The organism is Staphylococcus lutrae (assembly GCF_002101335.1).
Taxonomy (GTDB): domain Bacteria; phylum Bacillota; class Bacilli; order Staphylococcales; family Staphylococcaceae; genus Staphylococcus; species Staphylococcus lutrae.
The window spans coordinates 2,295,361-2,316,758 of the sequence record NZ_CP020773.1 but is presented as its reverse complement, the minus strand read 5'-3'; the positions used below and the strand labels follow the sequence as shown (position 1 = coordinate 2,316,758).

Genomic DNA, 21,398 nt, shown 5'->3' with positions numbered 1-21,398 from the left:
TTTCTATATTTCATTATAATTAAGATGATGTAAACCTCCTAAAAATATTGAATCACTATTGAAGATATTTTAGATGCCGAACATGTAAAAACGCTTTAAAAATATGCACACGCCTTATTTAATTGCTTCTCACCACTATAAATATAAAAACACTTCATCTTTTAAAATGTTATTATACAAATAAACATTATATATTAATAACTTATAATATATCTTATTAATAAAAATATATTGATTTTTATCTTAATAAGACATATTATAAATTAAAGGGAGGCGTTGACATGTTTAAAAAATCTTTTTTTTCAATAGTTATCACTATTTTTATACTAATACTTTGTTATATACCCATTACTAACGCACAACCAGACCCCAAACCCGAAGAATTAAATAAAGTAAGTGAGTACAAAAAAAATAAAGGAACTATGGGAAATATTGAAGTTCTATATATGAATACACCGATAATGGCAGAAAACATTAAAAATACTAGACAGTTTTTGCAACATGATTTAATTTTTCCTATTTCTTATTCTGGCTATAAAGAAGTGAGAACCGAACTTGCAAATAAGGCACTTGCAGATAAATATAAAAATAATCAGGTTGATGTTTTTGGAGTACCTTATTATTATACTTGTTTAGTACCTAAGAACGAAACTGACGAAAAAATCATTTTTAATGGGGTTTGTATGTATGGAGGATTAACTTTGCATTCTTCCGACAATACTAATAGTAACGGCATTGTTGTCTCAGCTACTGTTGACAATAGACAAAAATTTTCTTTCATAATTAATACAAATAAAGTAAATGTTACAGTCCAAGAACTTGATTATAAAGTTAGAAATTGGTTGACTAGAGAGAAAAAGTTATATGAGCGTGACGGCTCTGCATTTGAAACAGGTTATATCAAATTTATTGAAAAAGACCATGAGAGTTTTTGGTATGATCTGTTCCCAAACAAAGATTTAGTTCCATTTATACCGTATAAATTTATAAATATATATGGAGATAATAAAACGGTAGATTCTTCCGCTATTCGTATAGAAGTGCACTTAACCACAATAAAAGGATCAATGTAAGCACAGGATTAATTGAAATTGATATGAAGACTTCAAAAAATTATTCTTTTGATATTTATGATTGGAAAGGAGAAAATGCCTACCAAATAGATAAAATTTATGAAGATAATAAAAATTTAAAATCTGATGATATAAACCATATTGGTGTGAATTTGTATACAAAATAAAATAATGATTATACTAATTTTACCTATTGTTGTAATGTCGATAACTACACTTTTTGAAATTAGTATTGGCAATAATGAAGTAATAAATAAAAAAGATTTGCATAAAAATAGAACTCAGCAGTATTACATGAGCTGAACAGAGTCATGCAAAGAATAGCTGGCATTTTTGGGGTTAGAAAAAGTGATATAGATGCTATTTATAAAGATGACAACGCTATCGCATACATATCCTACAATTCACGCCTCCTCATCAAGAATGCGTACTTGATTGCGCCAATAATCAACTAGAAGTGCAAAACAATCAATTTGGACAATATCGTTTCGTCAGAAGTAACTACTTATGGCTATGTTACGGCAAGTATAGGAGAAACGTTAATAGATCTACAACACAATACAACGGACACACACTTAATCACAACTTTTCATTACAGGTCAATGGTGATTCGATAGAGCCGCTTATTTGAAGATAAAGATATTATACTAATTGATAAAATAAAGCAAGTCAATGGTGATCAAGTTAACATCTTCGTTATTTACATGAAAAAGCAGAAATTATTTATGCCGTTTTTGGCGCTAATGAAACAAAATCATTAGGAAATGATGCAACTAAAAATGAAGTTTTAGCAGCACTGAAAAGTGGTAAAAGAGTTATTAGATATGGACGCTATAACTCAAGAAGCATTCGATATCAAAAAAACAATTACTAAAATTATAGTAATTATTTTTATCATTAAAACGTCACTTATTGCGCTTTATATACAACACTTTTTAATAAGTTTGAATAATGAATCATAAAAGCAATGGTTGTTTGGGATGTGACAAGGTTATCCACATTATTATTTTAAAGGAGATTGTAAAATGAAAAGAATATTCTTTTTATTATTCGCTAGTATTCTAGTTTTATCGGCATGTGGCAATGATGGTTCAAAAAATGATGATAAGCGTTTAACAGACGAACAAAAATTAGAAAAGTCAATCAAAAATGAAGTTGGAGAAAAAAATTTTTCAAAAATAATCTATAATGAAAACGACAAAATAGTTGCTATCACTTTGAAAGATTTTAGCGGATTTAATAAAGACTCTGTTGTTCGTGAAATGCAAGATGGTGCAGGTAAAGCGGTGTTGGGTGTTAAAAAAACAAAATTAAACATCGATAATGTTGTTATTAGTGTAGAAAAGAAAACAGAAGATAATAAGCTGAATAAACATAACAATATTATTTTAAAAATGAGTTTTGATAAAGATCTAATTAAAAATTTAAATAAAGATAACATTTATAAGATAAGAGAAAATGCAAGAAGTTATGCAAACAATTATTGGTTAGATCCTAATTTTAAATAAATCACGAGTGGGTTTGTGCCCAAATCGGACACAAATCCACGTAAAGTGACACATAACAGGAAATTTGTTAGGTCAAGGTCACTAATTGAGCATCCGTAAATTAAAACAGCAATAAGGACGCATTTACTATGTTTTAATTATTTCTGCTCCCTTTTTCTAGGTTTGTCAAATTAAGTGTGTCAGTTATTCAAGATACTTTATCCCGCTATCCTTAATTTGATCTCCCCCATTTTGCACCCAATTAACATAAAAAGAAAAAACTATGTGCAAAACAAAAACCCTCAAAGCGCATAGCTTCAAGGGTTCAACCTATTAATACTGTTTCATATACTGCTCAACTTCCCATTCAGACACTTGCGTGCGGTAATAATCCCATTCAATAGACTTAGAGTTGATAAATTGGTGATAGATGTGGTCACCCAGTGCTTCTTTAACGATTGGATTCTCACGCATTGCTTTTAAAGCTGTGTAAAGTGTGGATGGTAAGTCTTCAATGCCGACTGCTTCACGTTCTTCACGGTTCATTTCATAAATGTTTTGATTTACTGGTTTTGGCACTTCTAATTTATTTTTAATGCCATCTAAACCAGCTTGTAATATTGTCGCTAATGCCATATATGGATTCGCTGCAGGATCAACTGAACGGATTTCAACACGTGTCGATAAACCGCGCGAACTTGGGACACGAACTAATGGCGAGCGGTTTTTACCACTCCAAGCGATGTAACTTGGTGCCTCATATCCAGGCACAAGACGTTTGTATGAATTGACAAGTGGGTTACACACTGCTGTATAACCTCGAGCATTTTTCATAATACCTGCAATAAAGTGATATGCATCTTCTGTTAATTGCATTTCGCTATTTTCATCATAGAATGCATTTTCTTTCCCTTTGAATAGTGAAACATTAAAGTGCATCCCACTTCCGTTAACGCCAAACAATGGTTTCGGCATAAACGTCGCATGTAAGTTGTGTTTACGTGCAATTGTCTTTACGACCAATTTAAAAGTTTGAATGTTGTCACAAGCTGTTACAGCATCTGCATATTTGAAATCAATTTCATGTTGACCTGGCGCCACTTCATGATGTGAAGCTTCAATATCAAAGCCCATGTCTTCTAATTCAAGGACGATATCACGACGACAATTTTCACCTAAGTCCGTTGGTGCTAAATCGAAATACCCACCGTGATCATTTAATTCCATTGTTGGTTCGCCTTTTTCATCTAACTTAAATAAGAAAAATTCAGGTTCAGGCCCTAAGTTAAAATCCGTGTAACCTAAAGCTTCCATTTCTTTTAATACACGTTTTAAATTGCTGCGTGGGTCTCCAGAAAATGGTTCGTGATCTGTCGTGTAAATATCACAGATTAAACGTGCTACTTTTCCTTGTCCCGCTGTCCAAGGGAAAATAACCCACGTATCCAAATCAGGGTATAAATACATATCTGATTCCTCAATACGAACGAAGCCTTCAATGGAAGAGCCATCAAACATCATTTCATTGTCCAATACTTTTTCTAATTGGCTTACTGGTACTTCAACGTTTTTAATTGTCCCTAAAATATCAGTAAATTGTAAGCGTAAATAGCGTACGTTTTCTTCTTTGGCAAAGCGTCTGATATCATCTTTAGTAAAGTGTTGTTTTGGCATTAAAAAATGTCCTCCAGTATAAGTTATTTAAAAAAGCGCGATAAATCTCCACGATTCAAAGGTATCGAATCACGTTGTGGTTTCTGTGTCGTATCCACGAGCATCTGCTTTCTCAATTGCGCCTCTTCATCATTCAATGGATTAACGTCATCCGTTAACATGATTTGTTTAATTCCTTTCATATTAAACCCTTTTTCCAATAAATGTTTAATTGAAAGTAATGTTTCTAAATCATTCAGTGAAAAGAGACGTTTGTTTCCCACTGTACGCGAAGGGGTAACAAGTTCATGTGTTTCGTAATAACGAATTTGTCGTGGTGACAATTCCGTTAATCGACTGACAACACTCATCGGAAATACAGGCATGTTTCGGCGAATTTTATCGTTGTCCATCTCCCACATCTCCTTGACTTTTTGAACTTGCTTTTACAATAGCATACCTATTTCAACATTTCAAAAATGTGTCAGGAAACCTAACATATACCTAAAAACACCTGCCACTACAACATTTCTGATTATTCCGACCTTTCATATGAGTGTGTTTTTATACTATAAGAGTAAAAATATTTTATTTTATTGAAATTAGGCCATCTTCTATTAAAGTTCCGACTGCACGTATGACTGCGATTTTGACATGTTCATAGGTGAGGCCTCCTTGTACGTATACTTCATAAGGTGGGCGAATCGGTCCGTCGGCAGTCAGTTCAATTGATGCGCCTTGTATGAATGTTCCTGCAGCCATAATAACAGCATCTTCGTAACCCGGCATCGCACTTGGTTCAGGGTTAAAATGGGCGTTAATTGGAGAAGCATGTTGAATACTTTGACAGAAACGAATCATTTGTTCTTGGTTACCGAATGACACGGTTTGAATTAAATCTGTACGTGGTTCATCATAACGTGGGGACGTACGCATATTTAAACGCTCTAACAATAAACTTGTAAAAAGGGCGCCTTTTAAACTCTGACTAACGATATGAGGGCTCATAAAAAAACCTTGATACATGGCCTGTAACGCATCCAATGACGCACCTGCCTCTTTGCCTATACCAGGTGCTGTTAAACGATAACCACACCGAGCGACTAATTCTTGTCGTCCAACAATATAGCCTCCAATTTTCGCTAATCCACCCCCTGGATTTTTAATGAGCGATCCTGCCATTAAATCAGCCCCAACTTCGACCGGCTCTTTTGTCTCCACAAATTCACCATAACAATTGTCAACGAAAATAATGACATCTGGATGCTGTGCTTTAATGCTCTGAATTGCTTTCTCAATTTCATCTATAGAAATAGATGGACGTTGATCATACCCTTTGGAACGTTGAATTGCGACGACTTTTGTTGTCTCATCAATGGTATGTAATACTTTTTCGATATCTATATGTCCTGCTTTAAGTTCAACTTCTTGATAATGTATCCCATATTCTTTTAGGCTTTCAATGCCCGTTCCACTCACGCCGATCACTTCTAACAAAGTATCATAAGGACTTCCAGTAATGTACATCAAGCTTTCACCTGGCTTTAACATACTTTGTAGTGCCACTGTAATCGCGTGTGTACCTGAAATGAGTTGCGGTCTCACTAGCGCATCTTCTGCTTTAAATGTTGCCGCATAAACCGCTTCGAGATGATCTCTTCCAGCATCATCATATCCGTAACCCGTTGATCCTACTAAATCCGCTTCAGTAATCTTCACTTGATGAAACGCATCTAAAACACGTTGTTGATTTTTAAGCGCACGCGCCTCAATTTCTCTAAAATATGGTACGAGTATCGTTTCTATTTCTTCAATAAGTTGTGATAATTGTGTCATGTTCCCGCTTCTTTCTATTGTTTTTGATAGCCTTCTATCATGTATTGATCTGTCTCTTCATCATATTCAAGACGAGTCACTAAGGTCTGTTGTTTAAGTTGATATAACTTTTCAGCACATTGACTCTCTAATTGTATTTGATAAAATCGGAATTGTTTTTGAATCGCTTCAATAATTAATGTTTTTACTTTTTCGATATCATCTGGATTTTTAGACGATACAAATACGGACACTTGATCTGCAATGGGTCGCGCTCCCGTATGTAAATCACGCTTGTTAAAAATGACCACTTGAGGGATGTAATCCATGTCAAGTTCACGAATAATTTCCTTAACGGTATCATATTGAATTTTGTAATCGGCATGACTGGCATCGACCACATGGATGAGCAAGTCTGCTTGTCGTGCTTCTTCTAATGTAGATTTAAACGCTTCGATGAGCGATGTCGGCAATTTTTGAATAAAGCCTACTGTATCCGAAATGACCATTTCAAATCCATTATTAATGTTAAGTTGCCGCGCCTTAGGATCCAACGTTGCAAAAAGTAAATCTTGTTCGTAAGTGGCTGCATCGGTTAATGTATTAAACCATGAAGACTTGCCAGCGTTTGTATAGCCGATGAGTGCTGCTTGAAACACATGGTTTTGTCCTCTTTTATTTCGATAACGTTCTCGATGCGCTTCCACTTCGCTGAGTTTACGTTTAATTTCATTCATACGTGTTCGGATATGACGTCGGTCGGTTTCGAGTTTCGTTTCACCAGGACCCCTCGTACCGATACCTCCGCCTAAACGGGATAAACTTTTACCATGCCCCATGAGTCGAGGCAATAAATAGTCTAGCTGTGCATATTCGACTTGAAGTTTCCCTTCCTTGCTTCTTGCTCTCAACGCAAAAATCTCTAGGATTAATTGGGTCCGGTCGATAATCTTGACACCCAATTGCGTGTTTAAATTTTTTGATTGTGTCGTCGTTAATTCATCGTTGGTTACAACCACATCAATATCATGAAACGCAATAAAGTCTTTAATCTCCGCCAATTTCCCTTTACCGATATAAAATTTATAGTCAACATGATTTCTATGTTGGCTCCACTGCCCTTTAACTTCTAAATCACATGTATAGGCTAAAGCGTTTAATTCAGCCATTGTACTGTCAAAATCATAATCTGACTGATAAACGTCTACACCGACTAATACTGCCGTTTCTTTTGCGCTTTGAGTTAAATGGAGTTCTGTTTTACCCATCTTATCACCATTTTCTTTTAACATATCAATCCGTATTCTAACACAGTGTATCACTTAAGACTATATAGGCTGATTGTGTTATATTTGTTTTAGAGGTGAAAACAATGCATTTATATGATATTGAAGTCCCAAAAACGGATGGTACAACTTATCCACTGTCGCAATACAAAGGAGACGTCCTACTCATCGTGAACACAGCCAGTGAATGTGGTTTAACACCGCAATTTCAAGGTTTGCAAAAACTTTATGAAACCTATAGTGACCGAGGATTTACGGTATTAGGTTTTCCAAGCAATCAATTTGGCAAGCAAGAACCTGGTAGCGGGGCTGAAGCTGCAACCAACTGCCAACTCAATTATGGTGTGACTTTTCCAATGCATGAAAAAATTGAAGTCAATGGTGAACATGCACACCCACTCTATCAATACCTAAAATCGCAAAAGTCTGGTGTTTTTGGTGATAAGATTAAGTGGAATTTTACTAAATTTTTAATTGATCGTGAAGGTCACGTCGTTAAACGTTTTTCACCACAAAAAACACCTGAACATTTGATAGATGATATTGAAAAATTATTATAAACGCCATAAGAAAACATCACCCTTTCAATCGTCGTGAATACGAAAAAGGTGATGTTTCTTTATTTCAACTGATCAGCAGTTCTGGATTGATTTGTTTTTGTGACTCATAACATCGTCATGCCCTGTCACATGAAATGAGCGACGGGTGCCACAACACCCTTGTTGCCCTTTAATTATTCGGTGATTTCCCTAATGAACAGTAGATTGATAATTAAAAGTGGAGAGACACCGCTAACTCCTTTCGGAAAATAGAGGTTGGCGCTGTCTCCGCATTGATGAAGTGACACGATATGAGGTCACTCCACTCCATTAACATCAATTTAGTTCGTACCTTCTAAAAATGTGCTTATTGCGTGTTTGTAAATTAAATGGTGACGCCCTTGGGAGAGTATATCAATTACATATTGGTCAAAATCAACAATTGTACCGCGTAATTGGAAACCATTCGTTAAAAATACCGTTAGTTCTTTACCCTCTTCTTTAAATTTCTCTAGGTACTCATCTTGAATGTTACGTTTCTCAATCATGTTCATTTCTCCTTTTATTTATTAGGGGTTTCAGCTCAGATAACATTGAAGTAAGTGACATCTTCTCTCTATCTAACCAATGAACATTAAGTTTATTTGTAAACCAAGTCATTTGCCTTTTCGCATAATTACGTGAATGCTGTTTGAGTCGTTCAATCGCCTCATCCAGTGGAACTTCATTTTTAATCACCGGTATAATTTCTTTATAACCGATGGCTTGCATACTTTGACACGATTCATAACCTAATTCAATAAGTTCTTGCACTTCATCCAATAAACCATGAGACAACATGACATCAACACGATTATTTATCCTTGAATATAAGGTATCGCGCGACATTTTCATCCCTAGTAATAATGTATCATAATTTTCAGTCAATTGGGTACTTTTCTTGCGATTACTTAAAACTTTTTTTGTCTGTAAATAATACGCAATCGCCCGTTCCACCCTTTTACGATTATTAGGATGAATCACACGTTGAGATTCCGGATCGAATGTCCCTAAATATTCATGTAATTCATGATTTGAATAACTAGATAACATCGCCATTTGTTGTTTCACTCGTTCAGCAACAGCTGGGGAAACCGCTTCGTCATCAAACTGATAATTGTAAATCACTGACTGTATATAAAGCCCTGTCCCACCGACGATAATTGGAACTTTTCCTCGATTCGTAATTTCTTCAATCAACCGTTGTGCTTGTTGTTGAAAGTCGTACACTGAATATGTTTCATCAGGTTTTAAAATATTGATGAGATGATGCGGAATTCCTTCCATTTCTTTTGCCGTTACTTTTGCAGTACCAATATCCATCCCTTGATAGATTTGCATAGCGTCTCCACTAATAATCTCTCCATTAATTTCTTTTGCTAGCGCTACACCGAACTCAGTTTTTCCACTGGCTGTCGGTCCAACAATCGCTATGACAAAGGGTTTATTTTGTGACACCCCGTTCACCTACTTTTTACTTTTGATAATTTGTCGACTCATCCAGTCTAACATATGACGCCACACCGTTGTTTTATCTTTTTCAAATAAAATTTCATGTCTTTTATTTTTATAAATTTGAACAGTAACATGATCCATGCCACCTTTTTTATAAACTTTACCAAGTTGTCGAATTCCTTTGCCATTCCCACCAAATGGATCATCTTTGCCAGATACGAGGAGAATAGGGAGCGTGTGATCCATTTTCAAAATGTTTTTCTGGCGTGTGGTCAACATCATTGCATAGAGCACACTATAAATCAGTTGATTCGATACTAAAAATCCAGTATACGGATCTTGGATAAATCCATCCACTTCTGTTCGATCCGAACTTAACCAGTCACTCGTTGTACGGACAGGTTTGAAGTTTTTGTTGAAACGCCCAGTTGTTAAATGATTCAACCATTTCAGACGTCGCTTTTTCCCAAATATCAATGTCACACTTTTCAATATCGGTAAAACAAGGCGATAATACCATGATGGATAATAACCCGTTCCGCTTAGAACTAACCCTTGTACAGCCTTAGGAAACGTTTGAACAAATTGTCTTGCAATGATGGACCCCATTGAGTGCCCTAGCAAAATCACTGGTAACTGTGAATCAAATTGAGCGCGCAAAGTACTTTGAATTTCGTATGCATCTTGTACAACTTGCGCTATTGAATCAAAATGCCCCCGTACGCCGTCCACTTCAACGCCATGTCCACGATGATTATGCCGGATGACATGTTATCCTTGTTGATTGAGTTTTTCAACCAATTGTGCATAACGATCCATATGTTCCGACATGCCATGAAAAATATGTACAATGCCTACTGCTTCAAAGTCTGCCTGATCCACTCTAGCTTCTAACATCGTTCCATCCATGACAGCAATTTTCATGGCTTCTGATTTTACCATATTCGCTCACCTCTCCGATTTTATGTCATTAATTCAACTTTACCATATTCACGCATTTTGAACACTTTAATGGTGCATCACATATAACGATCACATGTATTTTGTTGTCTTTTGATTTTTCAACAGACATTTGAGTGCTCAACTCACATCTTTTGACTGCCTCTTATAAAAAGTCAATTCCATCCCGTACATCCTCAGTTGCAGACTTAAAAATATGAAACCTCGATTTATAGCGCAATTTTGATAACGAATTAAAGGGATTGGAACAAGATGATGTTCCAATCCCAGTGATAATACGATTTTAAAATTATTTTTCAGCTGGTTGATGTTGACCGTGTCGTGCTTCTTGAATGGCTTCTTCTAATTCTGCTTTGTAAATCGCTTTTGTATTTGCATCGTACCCCACTAAATCAGCTAAGACATCGATAACAGTATCTTTATAACGGAGAACGGAATCAATATCAAAATATAAAGCACCTGTACGACGCACTAAGAAGTCCGTTGGTTTAATCACTAACTCGTTCTGTACACCATAGACTAATTCAACGTAAAGTTCTAACGGCAAGCCTGTATTTTGATGTTGTGCTGCTTGCGCAATCTCGAATAAATCGTCGACATTCGAACCAAATTTTGTTGCAAATCGACGTGCTAAGTTTTGGTCCAGATTATACGCGTCTGCTAACGCCACTTTCTCTTCAACAAATTGTTCAAAGTTTGCACTACCTCCAACATCTCCACCAGAAATAGGAATATGTTTTGTGTCAACTTGATTAAATTTTAATTTGTATTCTTGTTTAAGTCGTTTCTCAACTAAATCTACAATTTCTAATGCCATATGACGATAGCCTGTTAATTTTCCTCCTGCAATGGTAAGTAGGCCTGATTTACCTTCCCAAACTTCATCTTTTCGTGAAATTTCTGAAGGGTCTTTTCCTTCTTCATATATAAGCGGACGAACGCCTGCCCATGTCGATTCAATATCTGCATCTGTCACATGTACAGTTGGGAACATGTAGTTAATCGCTTCAACCAAATAATCTCGATCTTCTTGGTTGACGAGTGGTTTTGATTTGTCATTATTATAAAATGTATCTGTAGTTCCGACGTACGCCTTGCCATCACGTGGAATCGCAAAAATCATACGCCCATCTTTCTCAGTATCAAAGTATACCGCTTGACGCAATGGGAACTTCGATTGGTCAATAACAACGTGAACACCTTTTGTTAATCGCAGTTGTTTATTGTTTTTAGAATAATCTGCACTACGCACTTCATCTACCCAAGGTCCTGTCGCATTCACGACTTTTTTACCTCTAATTTCAAATGTTTCATTAGCAAGGCGATCAATCACCATGACACCATTCACTTTTTCTTTATGATCATATAAGAAGTTATTCACTTTGACATAGTTCATGATGTCTGCACCTTGTTCAGCTGCTTTTTTCATTACTTCTATCGTTAATCGTGCATCATCCGTACGGTATTCTACGTAATAACCGCCGCCTTTTAATCCTTCTTGTTTAACAAGCGGTTCTTTCGCAGAAGTTTCTTTCTTACTTAACATTTTTTTTCGTTCTGATTTTTTTACCCCTGCTAATCGGTCATACATCGCTAAGCCGATTGAAGTTGAGAATTTACCAAATGTACCACCTTTGTGCATCGGTAATAACATCCATTCTGGTGTCGTGACGTGTGGCCCATTTTCATAGACGATGGCACGTTCTTTACCTGTTTCAGCAACAACCCCCACTTGAAATTGCTTTAAGTAGCGTAAACCGCCATGTACTAATTTTGTCGAACGTGAACTCGTTCCCTGTGCAAAGTCTTGCATTTCAACAAGCGCCACTTTCATTCCTCTCGCTGATGCATCTAAAGCGACACCTGCCCCCGTAATGCCGCCACCTACAACAATAACATCATATTCCTCATTTTTCATTCGCTGCTTCACCGAATCACGTTTCAATGTCGATAAACTCATATATTTCGCCTCCTAATTTCATAAAAAGAGAGACTCCGCCTATACACCTTCATCAAGTTGTACGAACAAAGTCTCTTCTTTTCTCGCGTTATGCTATTAACTTACCTACAGTATATCATACGGCTTATGCCTCGTCTATTTTAAAAACTTGTGTGGCTTCTACAGCTTTCTTCCATCCTTTGTATAATCGATCACTTTCCTTATTGTCCATTGATGGTTCGAAAGCTTTTTCTAATTTCCAACGACTCGTAATTTCTGATTTGTCCTTCCAAAATCCTGTTGCCAAACCAGCTAAATAAGCCGCACCTAGGGCTGTTGTTTCATTGATTTCTGGACGTTCTACGCTGATATTAACTAAGTCGGCTTGGAATTGCATTAGGAAATTATTTTTAACTGCACCACCATCTACGCGCAAACTGTTCACTTCAATCCCTGAGTCTTGTGCCATAGCTTCAATGACATCACGTGTTTGATAACATAATGACTCAAGCGTCGCACGAATGAAGTGTTCTTTTTCTGTACCACGCGTTAATCCGAAAATTGCGCCACGTGCATCAGAATCCCAATATGGCGTTCCCAAACCAACAAATGCAGGAACAACGTACACCCCTTCAGTAGAATCAACGCGTTTTGCATAGTCTTCAGATTGCGGTGCAGAATTAATCATTCTCAGCCCATCTCTTAACCATTGAATCGCAGAGCCCGATACAAAGATTGAACCTTCTAAGGCGTAATTGACTTTACCATCGATACCATATGCGATTGTCGTGAGCAAACCATTGCCTGACTTCACAGCTTCTTCGCCTGTGTTCATTAACATGAAACCACCTGTACCATATGTGTTTTTGATATCGCCACGTTCAAAGCATGCTTGCCCGAACAATGCCGCCTGTTGATCGCCAGCAATTCCAGCAATCGGTACGTTCTCACCAAAGAAATGATAATCGATTGTTTCGCAGTATACTTCACTCGAAGGTTTGACTTCAGGTAACATCGCCTTTGGAACATCTAATAGTTCAAGAAGCTCATCATCCCATTTTAATTCGTGAATGTTATACATTAATGTACGACTTGCATTGGAATAATCGGTCACATGCGCACGACCGCCTGACAATTTCCAAACGAGCCATGAATCAATCGTACCAAACAATACATCGCCTTTTTCTGCACTTTCACGTGCGCCTTCAACTTTATCCAAAATCCATTTTACCTTCGTACCTGAAAAATAAGGATCTAACAATAATCCCGTTTTATCCCTAAATAATTGTTCATATCCCTCATTTTTCAACGCATCACAAATTTGTTGCGTTTGTCGTGATTGCCAAACGATGGCATTATAGATGGGACGCCCTGTGTTTTTATCCCATACGACCGTCGTTTCACGCTGATTCGTAATACCAATTCCTTTAATTTCTTTAGCGGATACATTATTTTCATTCAAAACTGACGCCATAACAGATAAAACCGACGTCCAAATTTCATTCGCATCATGTTCTACCCAACCCGCTTTTGGAAAATGTTGTTTAAATTCTCGCTGGGCAACGCCTACAATTCCACCTTCTTCATTGAATAAAATCGCACGTGAACTTGTCGTACCTTGGTCTATTGATAAAATATAATTTCCCATAATATGATCTCCTCTCAACACTTCGTCTCTGTTTCAAATATTAACTTGTAGAAAAACATGGTGTGGCGATGAATCCACCACACGTCAATCTTTTGTCACTTCACTCTATACAACCACAAGGCTTTATGTCAACAAGAGTGACCAGACTTCTATATTCATTCACCTATCAGAGAAGCCTTGTCATTCTCTCATTGTTATTCATACATCCATGTTGTATTTTTATATTTGTGCAATTTCTTCTTTAGGTGTTTTTTGGTTTAAAATTTTACCTAACAATAATGTAAGGATTAAAATGACGATTGTTGCAATCGTCCATCCATCAAAAATACTTTTGAATACGAGTCGATACAACACTGTCCCTAGCATACCCCCAACTAGTGGTCCAATGACCGGCACGATCGCATAACCCCATCCACTTGAACCTTTACCATGAATAGGTAAAATCGCATGAGCAATACGTGGGCCTAAGTCCCGTGCTGGATTAATCGCATACCCTGTCGTACCTCCTAAACTTAAACCGATGGCTACAATCAATGCGCCAACAATCAATGGGTTTAAACCATCTGTAAATTTGTTCGCACCGATATACAAAAGTCCTGATGTTAACACCGCTGTTCCGATAATCTCTGATATAAAATTTGCAATATAGTTTTTTAATGCAGGACCAGTTGCAAATACCCCGAGTTTCGTTGCAGGTTCCTCAGTTGCACGCCAATGCGGTAAATACATGAGCCAAGTTAACATACCACCCAAAATACCACCCAGTAATTGCGCAATCATATAACCAGGTACTTGTGCCCATGAAAAATCTCCGTTAATGGCTAAGGCTAATGTTACAGCAGGGTTTAAATGTGCGCCAGAAATTTGCCCCACCGCATAGACGCCTAATACTACTGCGAGGCCCCATCCAATTGCGATAACAATCCAGTCTGCACCATTGGCGTTCGTTTTTTTCAAACTCACATTTGCAACAACGCCACCACCCATGAGTAAAAGTAATGCTGTACCGAAAAACTCGGCTAAGTAGACATTCATTCTTTTTCCTCCCTTTAAATAGAAAAAGACTTCAATACGCATTAAACAGTATTAAACGCGAATAGAAGTCTCTTAGTCTCTAGCTAAATATCAACTTGCAATCATATTACAACGAAAATGTAAGCGTTGTCAATATTTTCGTCAACTTATATCAACCAATTTAATCACTTTTGACACTTTAATCGGATTCTGCCGTAACCGCCACTTCATCTATGCTAAAAGTAAGGGCGTCCACTGAAAGGGTCGCAAGGACGCCATATGGAAGCGTAAATTTAGGTTCATTATGTCCAAAACTTGCATTCCCCATAATAGGCAACCGCTCTTGATTAAATTCACGCATAATGAGACGTAATTTATCGTGATAGGCTTCTTGGTGAACACCATTTTGGGGACGTCCAAATAGGATACCTACAACGCGATGAAAGATTCCCATTAATCCAAAAGAACGCAATGTTTCTTCAAAATTCACAGGTGAAATCTGCACTTCTGATGTCTCTAAAAACAGGATTTTTCCGTCAAATTCATCTAAACTCGGAAAATAAGGGGTGCCTCGAAGTTTGTCCAAAGATTCAAAACACCCGCCAATCAATGCACCTGTCACTTGCCCTTGTCCTTGCACATACATATAGCCCTCATTTGGTTGTTTTTCTCGCTCAATATGACGTTGATGATAGTTCCAACGCAAACCGGAAGTGCGCACGTCTTTTGAAGGGACAATCTCTCCTATCGGTTGTGTATCGCTAATGACGCTAAATAAATGCGACAACGTATAGGTGTCTAATTGAACATTTTCAGCAAAATCTGTTAATAGTGCCGGTCCATAAAAACTGATTACGCCAAGACGATATAAATGAAGGTGTAGCGGAGTGATATCAGAGTAGCCAATAAAAATTTTAGGATTTCGACGAATCAATTCATCGTCTAAATACGGAATGATACGTACACTTTCATTTCCTCCAATTGTTGATAAAATGGCAGTCACTTCTGAATCTACAAATGCTGCATTTAGAATTTCAGCACGTGCTTGTGGATGTTCATAATTCCACTTGATGCCATTTAAACTATTTTCCATCACTTTCACACGGTAACCCAATGCTTCTATATCACGAATCCCCTGTTGCGTTCGCCATAAAATGTCTGGCTCACCCGCCAAACCCGAGGATGGCGATACAATTGCAATTGTGTCCCCTTTCTGTAATCGTTTTGTCTTTATCATCACCCGAACCCCCTTTACTCAATTTACCATAATGATTGTTCACTCGTAGTAATGTACGCTGCGCCACTCTGAATCGCACGTGAAACTTCGTCTTGTGTATTGATGAGTCCACCCGCGATAACGGTTACACCGGTTTTTTGATGAATTTCTTGAATCACTTTATCTGCAATACCAGGTAAGACTTCAACATAATCAGGTTCAATTCGTTGGATGAGTTCAATACTCCGTGCCAAAGCATGACTATCAATGATAAAAACACGAAAAATCGTTACGACACCTAATGCTTTTGCTTTTTTAATCACTTTCGTTTTAGTTGATACAATACCTTTGGGCCGATAAGTTTGAATAATGTATTCGCAAGCAAATTCATCATGACTCATCCCTTTAATTAAGTCAATGTGCATAAATGGCTTTAATTGATGTTGTTGAATCAGTTTCATAATGCCATTCAAATGACCAATATGTGTGTCTAATAATACACATGTTTTGTAATCCGTTTTGAATAACTTCTCCAAATCTTTAATCGATCGAATTGCTGGTAAAATATGTGGCTTCATGGCAAACTCCTTTAATTCTCATGTTATTGAATCCTTTTAAACAAACGTTCTAATTCATAATTTGTGAAATGAATAATGACCGGTCTTCCATGCGGACAAGTAAACGGATCTTCCATTTCTCCCAATTGATTGACCAAATCTGCCATCTCGTTCAATTTCAAATAGTGGTTTGCTTTAATAGACCGCTTACAACTCATCATAATCGCCGCTTCTTCTCGAAACTTTGCAATATCGATTTTTTTATGGCGAATGACGTACTCGATCATATCGCGCATTGTACCCTCAACGTCTTCTTGTGGGAACCAAACTGGGAAACTATCGACAATATAATCATGTCCCCCGAAAGGTTCTAAAAATATTCCCGCTGTTTTTAACGCATCCCGATACTGTTCAATGATGAGCTGTTCATCTTTTGAAAAATTAAAAGTAAGCGGAATGAGCAAACTTTGATTTTCATTATTGACTTCGCCGATTTTATCTCGATAATATTCATATTTAATTCGTTCCTGGGCCGCATGTTGGTCAATTAAATACATGCCTTGATCATTTTGCGCAATAATGTACGTGCCATGTACTTGTCCAACCACTTCCATGTACGGAACACGTCGTTTAGATTGTGTTCGAGAGGTTGCCTCAATCGTTTGTGGTGTATCTTCTTGTTCTGCTTCGTGCCGATTGACAGACTGCAAATGCTCAGAGTCACTCCCAGTCAATTCAGAAAAATGTCTACGCTCATCTATCGAAAAATCGTTGTCATGATGATGTCGTATGTTTTGCTGGTCAGGCATGACATCCATAGATGAATCAGAAAATGATGTACGCGGTTCCTCAACAGTCATCTCCTTCAACTGTGATGTTGAAGTTGAAGACGGTGCTTGCGTATCTTGCTTAGAGGCAACGTCCTGTTGTTGATTAAAGGCCATTTTTTGTTGTTCAAATTGTTGCAATACTTTTTTAGGTGTATATTTAGATTTCAAGTCATTTTGTGGTATGAGCAATTGGTCTTTAAAAGCCTCTCGAATCTTTTGAACAATGAGATCAAATAATTGATCCTCTTTCGACAGACGTACTTCTAATTTAGTGGGATGCACATTCACATCAACTAAAATGGGATCCATTTCAATATTCAAATAAACAATAGGATAGCGCCCAATCATCATCAGTGTGTGATAGCCTTCTTGCACCGCTTTATTTAACAAGAAATTTTTAATATAACGCCCATTAATGAATAAAGATATATAATGTCGATTGCTACGTGAATGTTCAGGTTTTGCGACGTAACCAGATATACGATAGTCACTCGTTTCACCTTCGACACGTACTAAATCGCGTGCTACTTTCATACCATAAATTTCAGCCATGACTTCATTTGTCCGGCCTGATCCATTCGTCTGTAGTATCTTTTTACCATCATTTGTTAAGGACATCCGGATTTGAGGATGACTCATTGCCATACGGTTGACAATATCGGTTATTTTTCCCAACTCTGTGTATAGGCTCTTGATATATTTCAAACGTGCAGGTGTATTATAAAATAAAGATTCGACACGAATATCCGTTCCTTTACGTGCTTTTGCAGGTTTTTCCGACAAAATTTCGCCTTCTTCAGCATAAACTTCATAGCCATTGACACCATCTGTAGATGTTTGTAATGTCACTTTCGCAACGGATGCAATACTGGCTAGCGCTTCACCCCGAAACCCTAAAGTACGAATATGAAATAGATCGTCATCTTCAATCAACTTACTCGTTGCATGTCTATGGAACGTCAGTGGTAAATCGTCCGGTAAAATTCCAGAACCATTATCTACCACACGTATAGAAGTAACACCCGACTCAACAACTTCAACATTAATTTCTGTCGCACCTGCATCAATACTATTTTCAAGCAATTCTTTTACTACAGAACTTGGCCGTTCAACCACTTCGCCCGCTGCAATTTTATTCGCTAAGGACGCGTGTAATCGTCTAATTTTCCCCATCCGTTTCACCTTCTATCGTAATCTATTTTGAAGTTCGCTTAATTTTACTAACGCTTCTATGGGTGTCATTTGTGAGAGGTTTAAATTTTTAATTTCAAGTTCTACTTCACTTTGCTCAACTTCTGGTACAAATAAATCGAAAGTCGGTTGTTCAAATTGCGTCGCACCGCTAGGCTGATTGGTTGTACTCAAGTTAGATTTTTGTGCCACATCACCACTATCGTCATGTGACACACTGGTTTTCTCATGCGCTTCAAATGCTTCCAATATCACCTGTGCCCGTGCAATGACTTGTTCTGGCAGATTTGCGAGCTGTGCAACTTGAATGCCGTAACTGTTTGCGACTGCGCCATCTTTAACTTTGTGAAGAAATATCAATTCTCCTTGATATTCATCTGCCGCAACGTGTACATTTTTAAGACTCGGCAATTGTTGATCTAATTCTGTGAGTTCGTGATAATGTGTAGAAAACAACGTCTTTGCTTGTGAAGTTTCAGCAACATACTCAATCATCGCTTGAGCTAAGGCAAGTCCATCATATGTCGACGTCCCACGTCCAATTTCATCAAAGATAATTAAACTATTCGCAGTGGCATACTTTAATGCTTTTTGTGCTTCTAGCATTTCCACCATAAATGTACTTTTACCAGAAACCAGATCGTCCGCTGCACCAATACGTGTGAAAATTTGATCAAACAGCGGCAAAATTGCACGTTCACAAGGGACAAACGCGCCCATTTGTGCCATGATGCTAATAATTGCCACTTGACGCATATACGTCGATTTCCCTGACATATTCGGTCCAGTAATTAAATAAATAAACTGATCTCGATCGAGGTAGCAATCATTTGGGACATAATCGTTATAATCCATTACGCGTTCTACTACTGGATGCCTTGAATCAACTAACTGAAGTGTTTGATCTTCGCTAAACTGTGGTCGAACATAGTGATATTGTTGTGCAATTTCCGCAAAACTTTGTAAACAATCGATTTCCGAAATAATTTTGGCTTGTTGTTGTAGCCTTTCGGTATAACTTTTCACTTTTTCACGTAGCCCAACAAATAATTGATATTCAAGTTCAATCGCCTTTTCTTGTGCGCCTAAAATAATCGCTTCTTTTTCCTTTAATTCATCAGTGATAAAACGTTCAGCATTCGATAAGGTCTGCTTCCGTTCATAACCATAATCGGCAGGGTTAAACTGGGATAAATTGGCTCGTGTAATTTCAATATAATAACCAAATACTTTGTTGAAGCTAATTTTTAATGACTTTATCCCTGTACGCTCACGTTCTTGTGCCTGCAATTGAGCTAGCCACTGCTTACCATTTTTTGAAGCATCTAAATATTGATCTAACGCCTCGTTGAATCCTGTTTTGAACAAACCACCTTCTTTTACAGATAGTGGCGGCTCATCCACGAGACTTTCCGATAATAGATGTAGCAAATCATCGAGTGGCTCTAAAGCATTAAAATGTGCAATAGACGCATGTTCAATGGATTGTAACAATGCCTTTATAGAAGGGATTTGTGCAATGGAATGCTTGAGCTGAACTAAGTCTTTCGCATTGACATTACCAAAACTCACACGTCCAACTAATCGTTCGATGTCATACACTTCTGTCAAATATTGTCGCAACGTATCTCGTTCAATAAAGTATTGTAAAAATTGTTCCACTGCATCATGACGTTTTGAAATTTCAGCTTGTTGAATGAGTGGACGGTCAATCCACTGTTTAAGCCGACGTGCCCCCATTGGTGTTTTCGTCTTATCCATCAACCAAAGCAATGTCCCTTTTTTCGATTTGAGTCGGATGCTTTCTGTTAATTCCAAATTGCGTTTGGCATAAAAATCCATTTTCATATAATCAAGCGCTTGATACGCAATCGCCGTTTCAATATGAGATAAGTCTCTTTTTTGCGTATCATAAATATAATCTAATACAATCTGCACGGCTTGGTGCATCAATGGGTGGGTCATGTCATTCGCTGCGTATGGCTGTTCGGAAATCGTTTTAACTACCGTTATGGTCTCAGTAATCACACTGAGTTGTCGCTTTAATGACTCTGATAATGTTTGTGTCACAACAATTTCATTGGGATGAATCGTCGTGATTTCATTAATTAATGTACTTTCATCTTCAAAGTGCGTGACTTTTAATTCTCCTGTAGATACATCACAATAACTTAATGCATAACCGTCGTCCTTCACAAAACTTAAAATATAGTTATTTTGTGTATCGTCAATCCCACCTTTTTCCATGACCGTCCCTGGCGTGATCACACGAACCACTTCACGCTTGACCATGCCTTTTACTTGCCTTGGGTCTTCCATTTGTTCGCATATCGCTACCTTATAGCCATTTTGAATTAACGTTTCGATATAGCCTTCCGCCGAATGATAAGGAACACCTGCCATCGGTATAGGATTCTCTTTTTTAGCATCCCGCTTCGTCAACGTAATTTCTAGGACACGCGAAGCTGTAATCGCATCATCGTAAAACATCTCATAAAAATCTCCGAGTCTGAAAAACAATAATGCATCTTCATGTTGTGCTTTAATATTCATATATTGCTTCATCATTGGTGTGACATTTGCCATATATTTTTCACAATCCTTTTTTAATATTAAGTTTATGTATGATTTTGCTCACGTGCTGATATTTTGATACACGTGACGTGCCTTCACTTACGATTAACCCTTGCTTACGA

General features: G+C 37.4%; 17 protein-coding genes and 1 pseudogene. 4 read left to right on the top strand and 14 right to left on the bottom strand.

All coding sequences use genetic code 11. The annotated features are described in order from the left end of the window. Positions 1-281 precede the first annotated feature (281 nt). The 3 genes from B5P37_RS10755 (at position 282) to B5P37_RS10745 (ending at position 2,581) form a co-directional block, all read left to right on the top strand. Positions 282-1,073: an exotoxin beta-grasp domain-containing protein gene (locus B5P37_RS10755; RefSeq protein ID WP_085238210.1), complete on the top strand. Its 792-nt coding sequence runs from the start codon at positions 282-284 to the stop codon at positions 1,071-1,073. A gap of 23 nt (positions 1,074-1,096) precedes the next feature. Further along, complete coding sequence (locus B5P37_RS10750; protein ID WP_085238209.1) at positions 1,097-1,240, top strand: hypothetical protein; 144 nt, start codon at positions 1,097-1,099, stop codon at positions 1,238-1,240. A gap of 858 nt (positions 1,241-2,098) precedes the next feature. Continuing rightward, positions 2,099-2,581, top strand: coding sequence for a hypothetical protein (locus B5P37_RS10745; RefSeq protein WP_085238208.1), 483 nt, complete (start codon positions 2,099-2,101; stop codon positions 2,579-2,581). A gap of 312 nt (positions 2,582-2,893) precedes the next feature. On the opposite strand, the gene glnA is transcribed toward B5P37_RS10745, so the two are convergent. The 4 genes from glnA to hflX all read right to left on the bottom strand — a co-directional run bounded on the left by glnA (position 2,894) and on the right by hflX (position 7,296). Next, entirely contained in the window at positions 2,894-4,234 is a 1,341-nt protein-coding gene (gene glnA / locus B5P37_RS10740) for a type I glutamate--ammonia ligase (RefSeq protein WP_085238207.1), read from the bottom strand. A gap of 23 nt (positions 4,235-4,257) precedes the next feature. Then, positions 4,258-4,626 (bottom strand): MerR family transcriptional regulator, encoded by a 369-nt coding sequence (locus B5P37_RS10735; RefSeq protein ID WP_085238206.1) that lies wholly within the window; start codon positions 4,624-4,626, stop codon positions 4,258-4,260. 175 nt (positions 4,627-4,801) lie between these two features. Then, positions 4,802-6,049 carry a methionine gamma-lyase family protein gene (locus B5P37_RS10730; RefSeq protein WP_085238205.1) on the bottom strand — a complete coding sequence of 416 codons (1,248 nt, stop codon included), beginning with the start codon at positions 6,047-6,049 and terminating at the stop codon, positions 4,802-4,804. 14 nt (positions 6,050-6,063) lie between these two features. Then, positions 6,064-7,296 carry a GTPase HflX gene (hflX, locus tag B5P37_RS10725; protein WP_085238471.1) on the bottom strand — a complete coding sequence of 411 codons (1,233 nt, stop codon included), beginning with the start codon at positions 7,294-7,296 and terminating at the stop codon, positions 6,064-6,066. 104 nt (positions 7,297-7,400) lie between these two features. Between hflX and B5P37_RS10720 the strand changes: the two genes are divergently transcribed. After that, positions 7,401-7,874, top strand: coding sequence for a glutathione peroxidase (locus B5P37_RS10720; RefSeq protein WP_085238204.1), 474 nt, complete (start codon positions 7,401-7,403; stop codon positions 7,872-7,874). A 320-nt stretch (positions 7,875-8,194) separates the two neighbouring features. Here the strand turns inward: B5P37_RS10720 and hfq are convergent, their stop codons facing one another. From hfq to mutS, 10 genes and pseudogenes are all read right to left on the bottom strand, one after another. Then, entirely contained in the window at positions 8,195-8,401 is a 207-nt protein-coding gene (gene hfq, locus B5P37_RS10715) for an RNA chaperone Hfq (RefSeq protein ID WP_085238203.1), read from the bottom strand. Beyond that, entirely contained in the window at positions 8,394-9,350 is a 957-nt protein-coding gene (miaA, locus tag B5P37_RS10710; protein WP_085238202.1) for a tRNA (adenosine(37)-N6)-dimethylallyltransferase MiaA, read from the bottom strand. Before miaA ends, hfq begins: the two co-directional genes overlap by 8 nt. A 9-nt stretch (positions 9,351-9,359) precedes the next feature. Continuing rightward, positions 9,360-10,289, bottom strand: a pseudogene (locus B5P37_RS10705) (lysophospholipase). A gap of 307 nt (positions 10,290-10,596) precedes the next feature. Then, a complete protein-coding gene (locus tag B5P37_RS10700) occupies positions 10,597-12,267 on the bottom strand; it encodes a glycerol-3-phosphate dehydrogenase/oxidase (protein WP_085238201.1) in 1,671 nt (556 codons plus the stop codon). Between the two features lie 124 nt (positions 12,268-12,391). Next, on the bottom strand, positions 12,392-13,894 hold the full coding sequence (glpK, locus tag B5P37_RS10695) for a glycerol kinase GlpK (RefSeq protein ID WP_085238200.1): 1,503 nt from the start codon (positions 13,892-13,894) through the stop codon (positions 12,392-12,394). Positions 13,895-14,113: 219 nt separating this feature from the next. After that, a complete protein-coding gene (locus B5P37_RS10690; RefSeq protein WP_085238199.1) occupies positions 14,114-14,929 on the bottom strand; it encodes an MIP/aquaporin family protein in 816 nt (271 codons plus the stop codon). Positions 14,930-15,107: 178 nt separating this feature from the next. Next, positions 15,108-16,145 carry a S66 family peptidase gene (locus B5P37_RS10685; protein ID WP_085238198.1) on the bottom strand — a complete coding sequence of 346 codons (1,038 nt, stop codon included), beginning with the start codon at positions 16,143-16,145 and terminating at the stop codon, positions 15,108-15,110. 23 nt (positions 16,146-16,168) lie between these two features. Then, a complete protein-coding gene (locus B5P37_RS10680) occupies positions 16,169-16,702 on the bottom strand; it encodes a glycerol-3-phosphate responsive antiterminator (RefSeq protein WP_085238197.1) in 534 nt (177 codons plus the stop codon). A gap of 23 nt (positions 16,703-16,725) precedes the next feature. Then, positions 16,726-18,684, bottom strand: coding sequence for a DNA mismatch repair endonuclease MutL (gene mutL / locus B5P37_RS10675; protein ID WP_085238196.1), 1,959 nt, complete (start codon positions 18,682-18,684; stop codon positions 16,726-16,728). 12 nt (positions 18,685-18,696) lie between these two features. After that, entirely contained in the window at positions 18,697-21,288 is a 2,592-nt protein-coding gene (gene mutS / locus B5P37_RS10670; RefSeq protein ID WP_085238195.1) for a DNA mismatch repair protein MutS, read from the bottom strand. Positions 21,289-21,398: the final 110 nt, after the last annotated feature.

Bases quoted from the DNA above. Each gene is read 5' to 3' on its own strand.
- B5P37_RS10690 (WP_085238199.1), bottom strand. From the start codon at position 14,929: ATGAATGTCTACTTAGCCGAGTTTTTCGGTACAGCATTACTTTTACTC.
- B5P37_RS10745 (WP_085238208.1), top strand. From the start codon at position 2,099: ATGAAAAGAATATTCTTTTTATTATTCGCTAGTATTCTAGTTTTATCG.
- mutL (WP_085238196.1), bottom strand. From the start codon at position 18,684: ATGGGGAAAATTAGACGATTACACGCGTCCTTAGCGAATAAAATTGCA.
- glpK (WP_085238200.1), bottom strand. From the start codon at position 13,894: ATGGGAAATTATATTTTATCAATAGACCAAGGTACGACAAGTTCACGT.
- mutS (WP_085238195.1), bottom strand. From the start codon at position 21,288: ATGGCAAATGTCACACCAATGATGAAGCAATATATGAATATTAAAGCA.
- B5P37_RS10685 (WP_085238198.1), bottom strand. From the start codon at position 16,145: ATGATAAAGACAAAACGATTACAGAAAGGGGACACAATTGCAATTGTA.
- B5P37_RS10720 (WP_085238204.1), top strand. From the start codon at position 7,401: ATGCATTTATATGATATTGAAGTCCCAAAAACGGATGGTACAACTTAT.
- B5P37_RS10755 (WP_085238210.1), top strand. From the start codon at position 282: ATGTTTAAAAAATCTTTTTTTTCAATAGTTATCACTATTTTTATACTA.
- hflX (WP_085238471.1), bottom strand. From the start codon at position 7,296: ATGGGTAAAACAGAACTCCATTTAACTCAAAGCGCAAAAGAAACGGCA.
- glnA (WP_085238207.1), bottom strand. From the start codon at position 4,234: ATGCCAAAACAACACTTTACTAAAGATGATATCAGACGCTTTGCCAAA.
- hfq (WP_085238203.1), bottom strand. From the start codon at position 8,401: ATGATTGAGAAACGTAACATTCAAGATGAGTACCTAGAGAAATTTAAA.
- B5P37_RS10735 (WP_085238206.1), bottom strand. From the start codon at position 4,626: ATGGACAACGATAAAATTCGCCGAAACATGCCTGTATTTCCGATGAGT.
- B5P37_RS10750 (WP_085238209.1), top strand. From the start codon at position 1,097: ATGAAGACTTCAAAAAATTATTCTTTTGATATTTATGATTGGAAAGGA.
- B5P37_RS10730 (WP_085238205.1), bottom strand. From the start codon at position 6,049: ATGACACAATTATCACAACTTATTGAAGAAATAGAAACGATACTCGTA.
- B5P37_RS10680 (WP_085238197.1), bottom strand. From the start codon at position 16,702: ATGAAGCCACATATTTTACCAGCAATTCGATCGATTAAAGATTTGGAG.
- B5P37_RS10700 (WP_085238201.1), bottom strand. From the start codon at position 12,267: ATGAGTTTATCGACATTGAAACGTGATTCGGTGAAGCAGCGAATGAAA.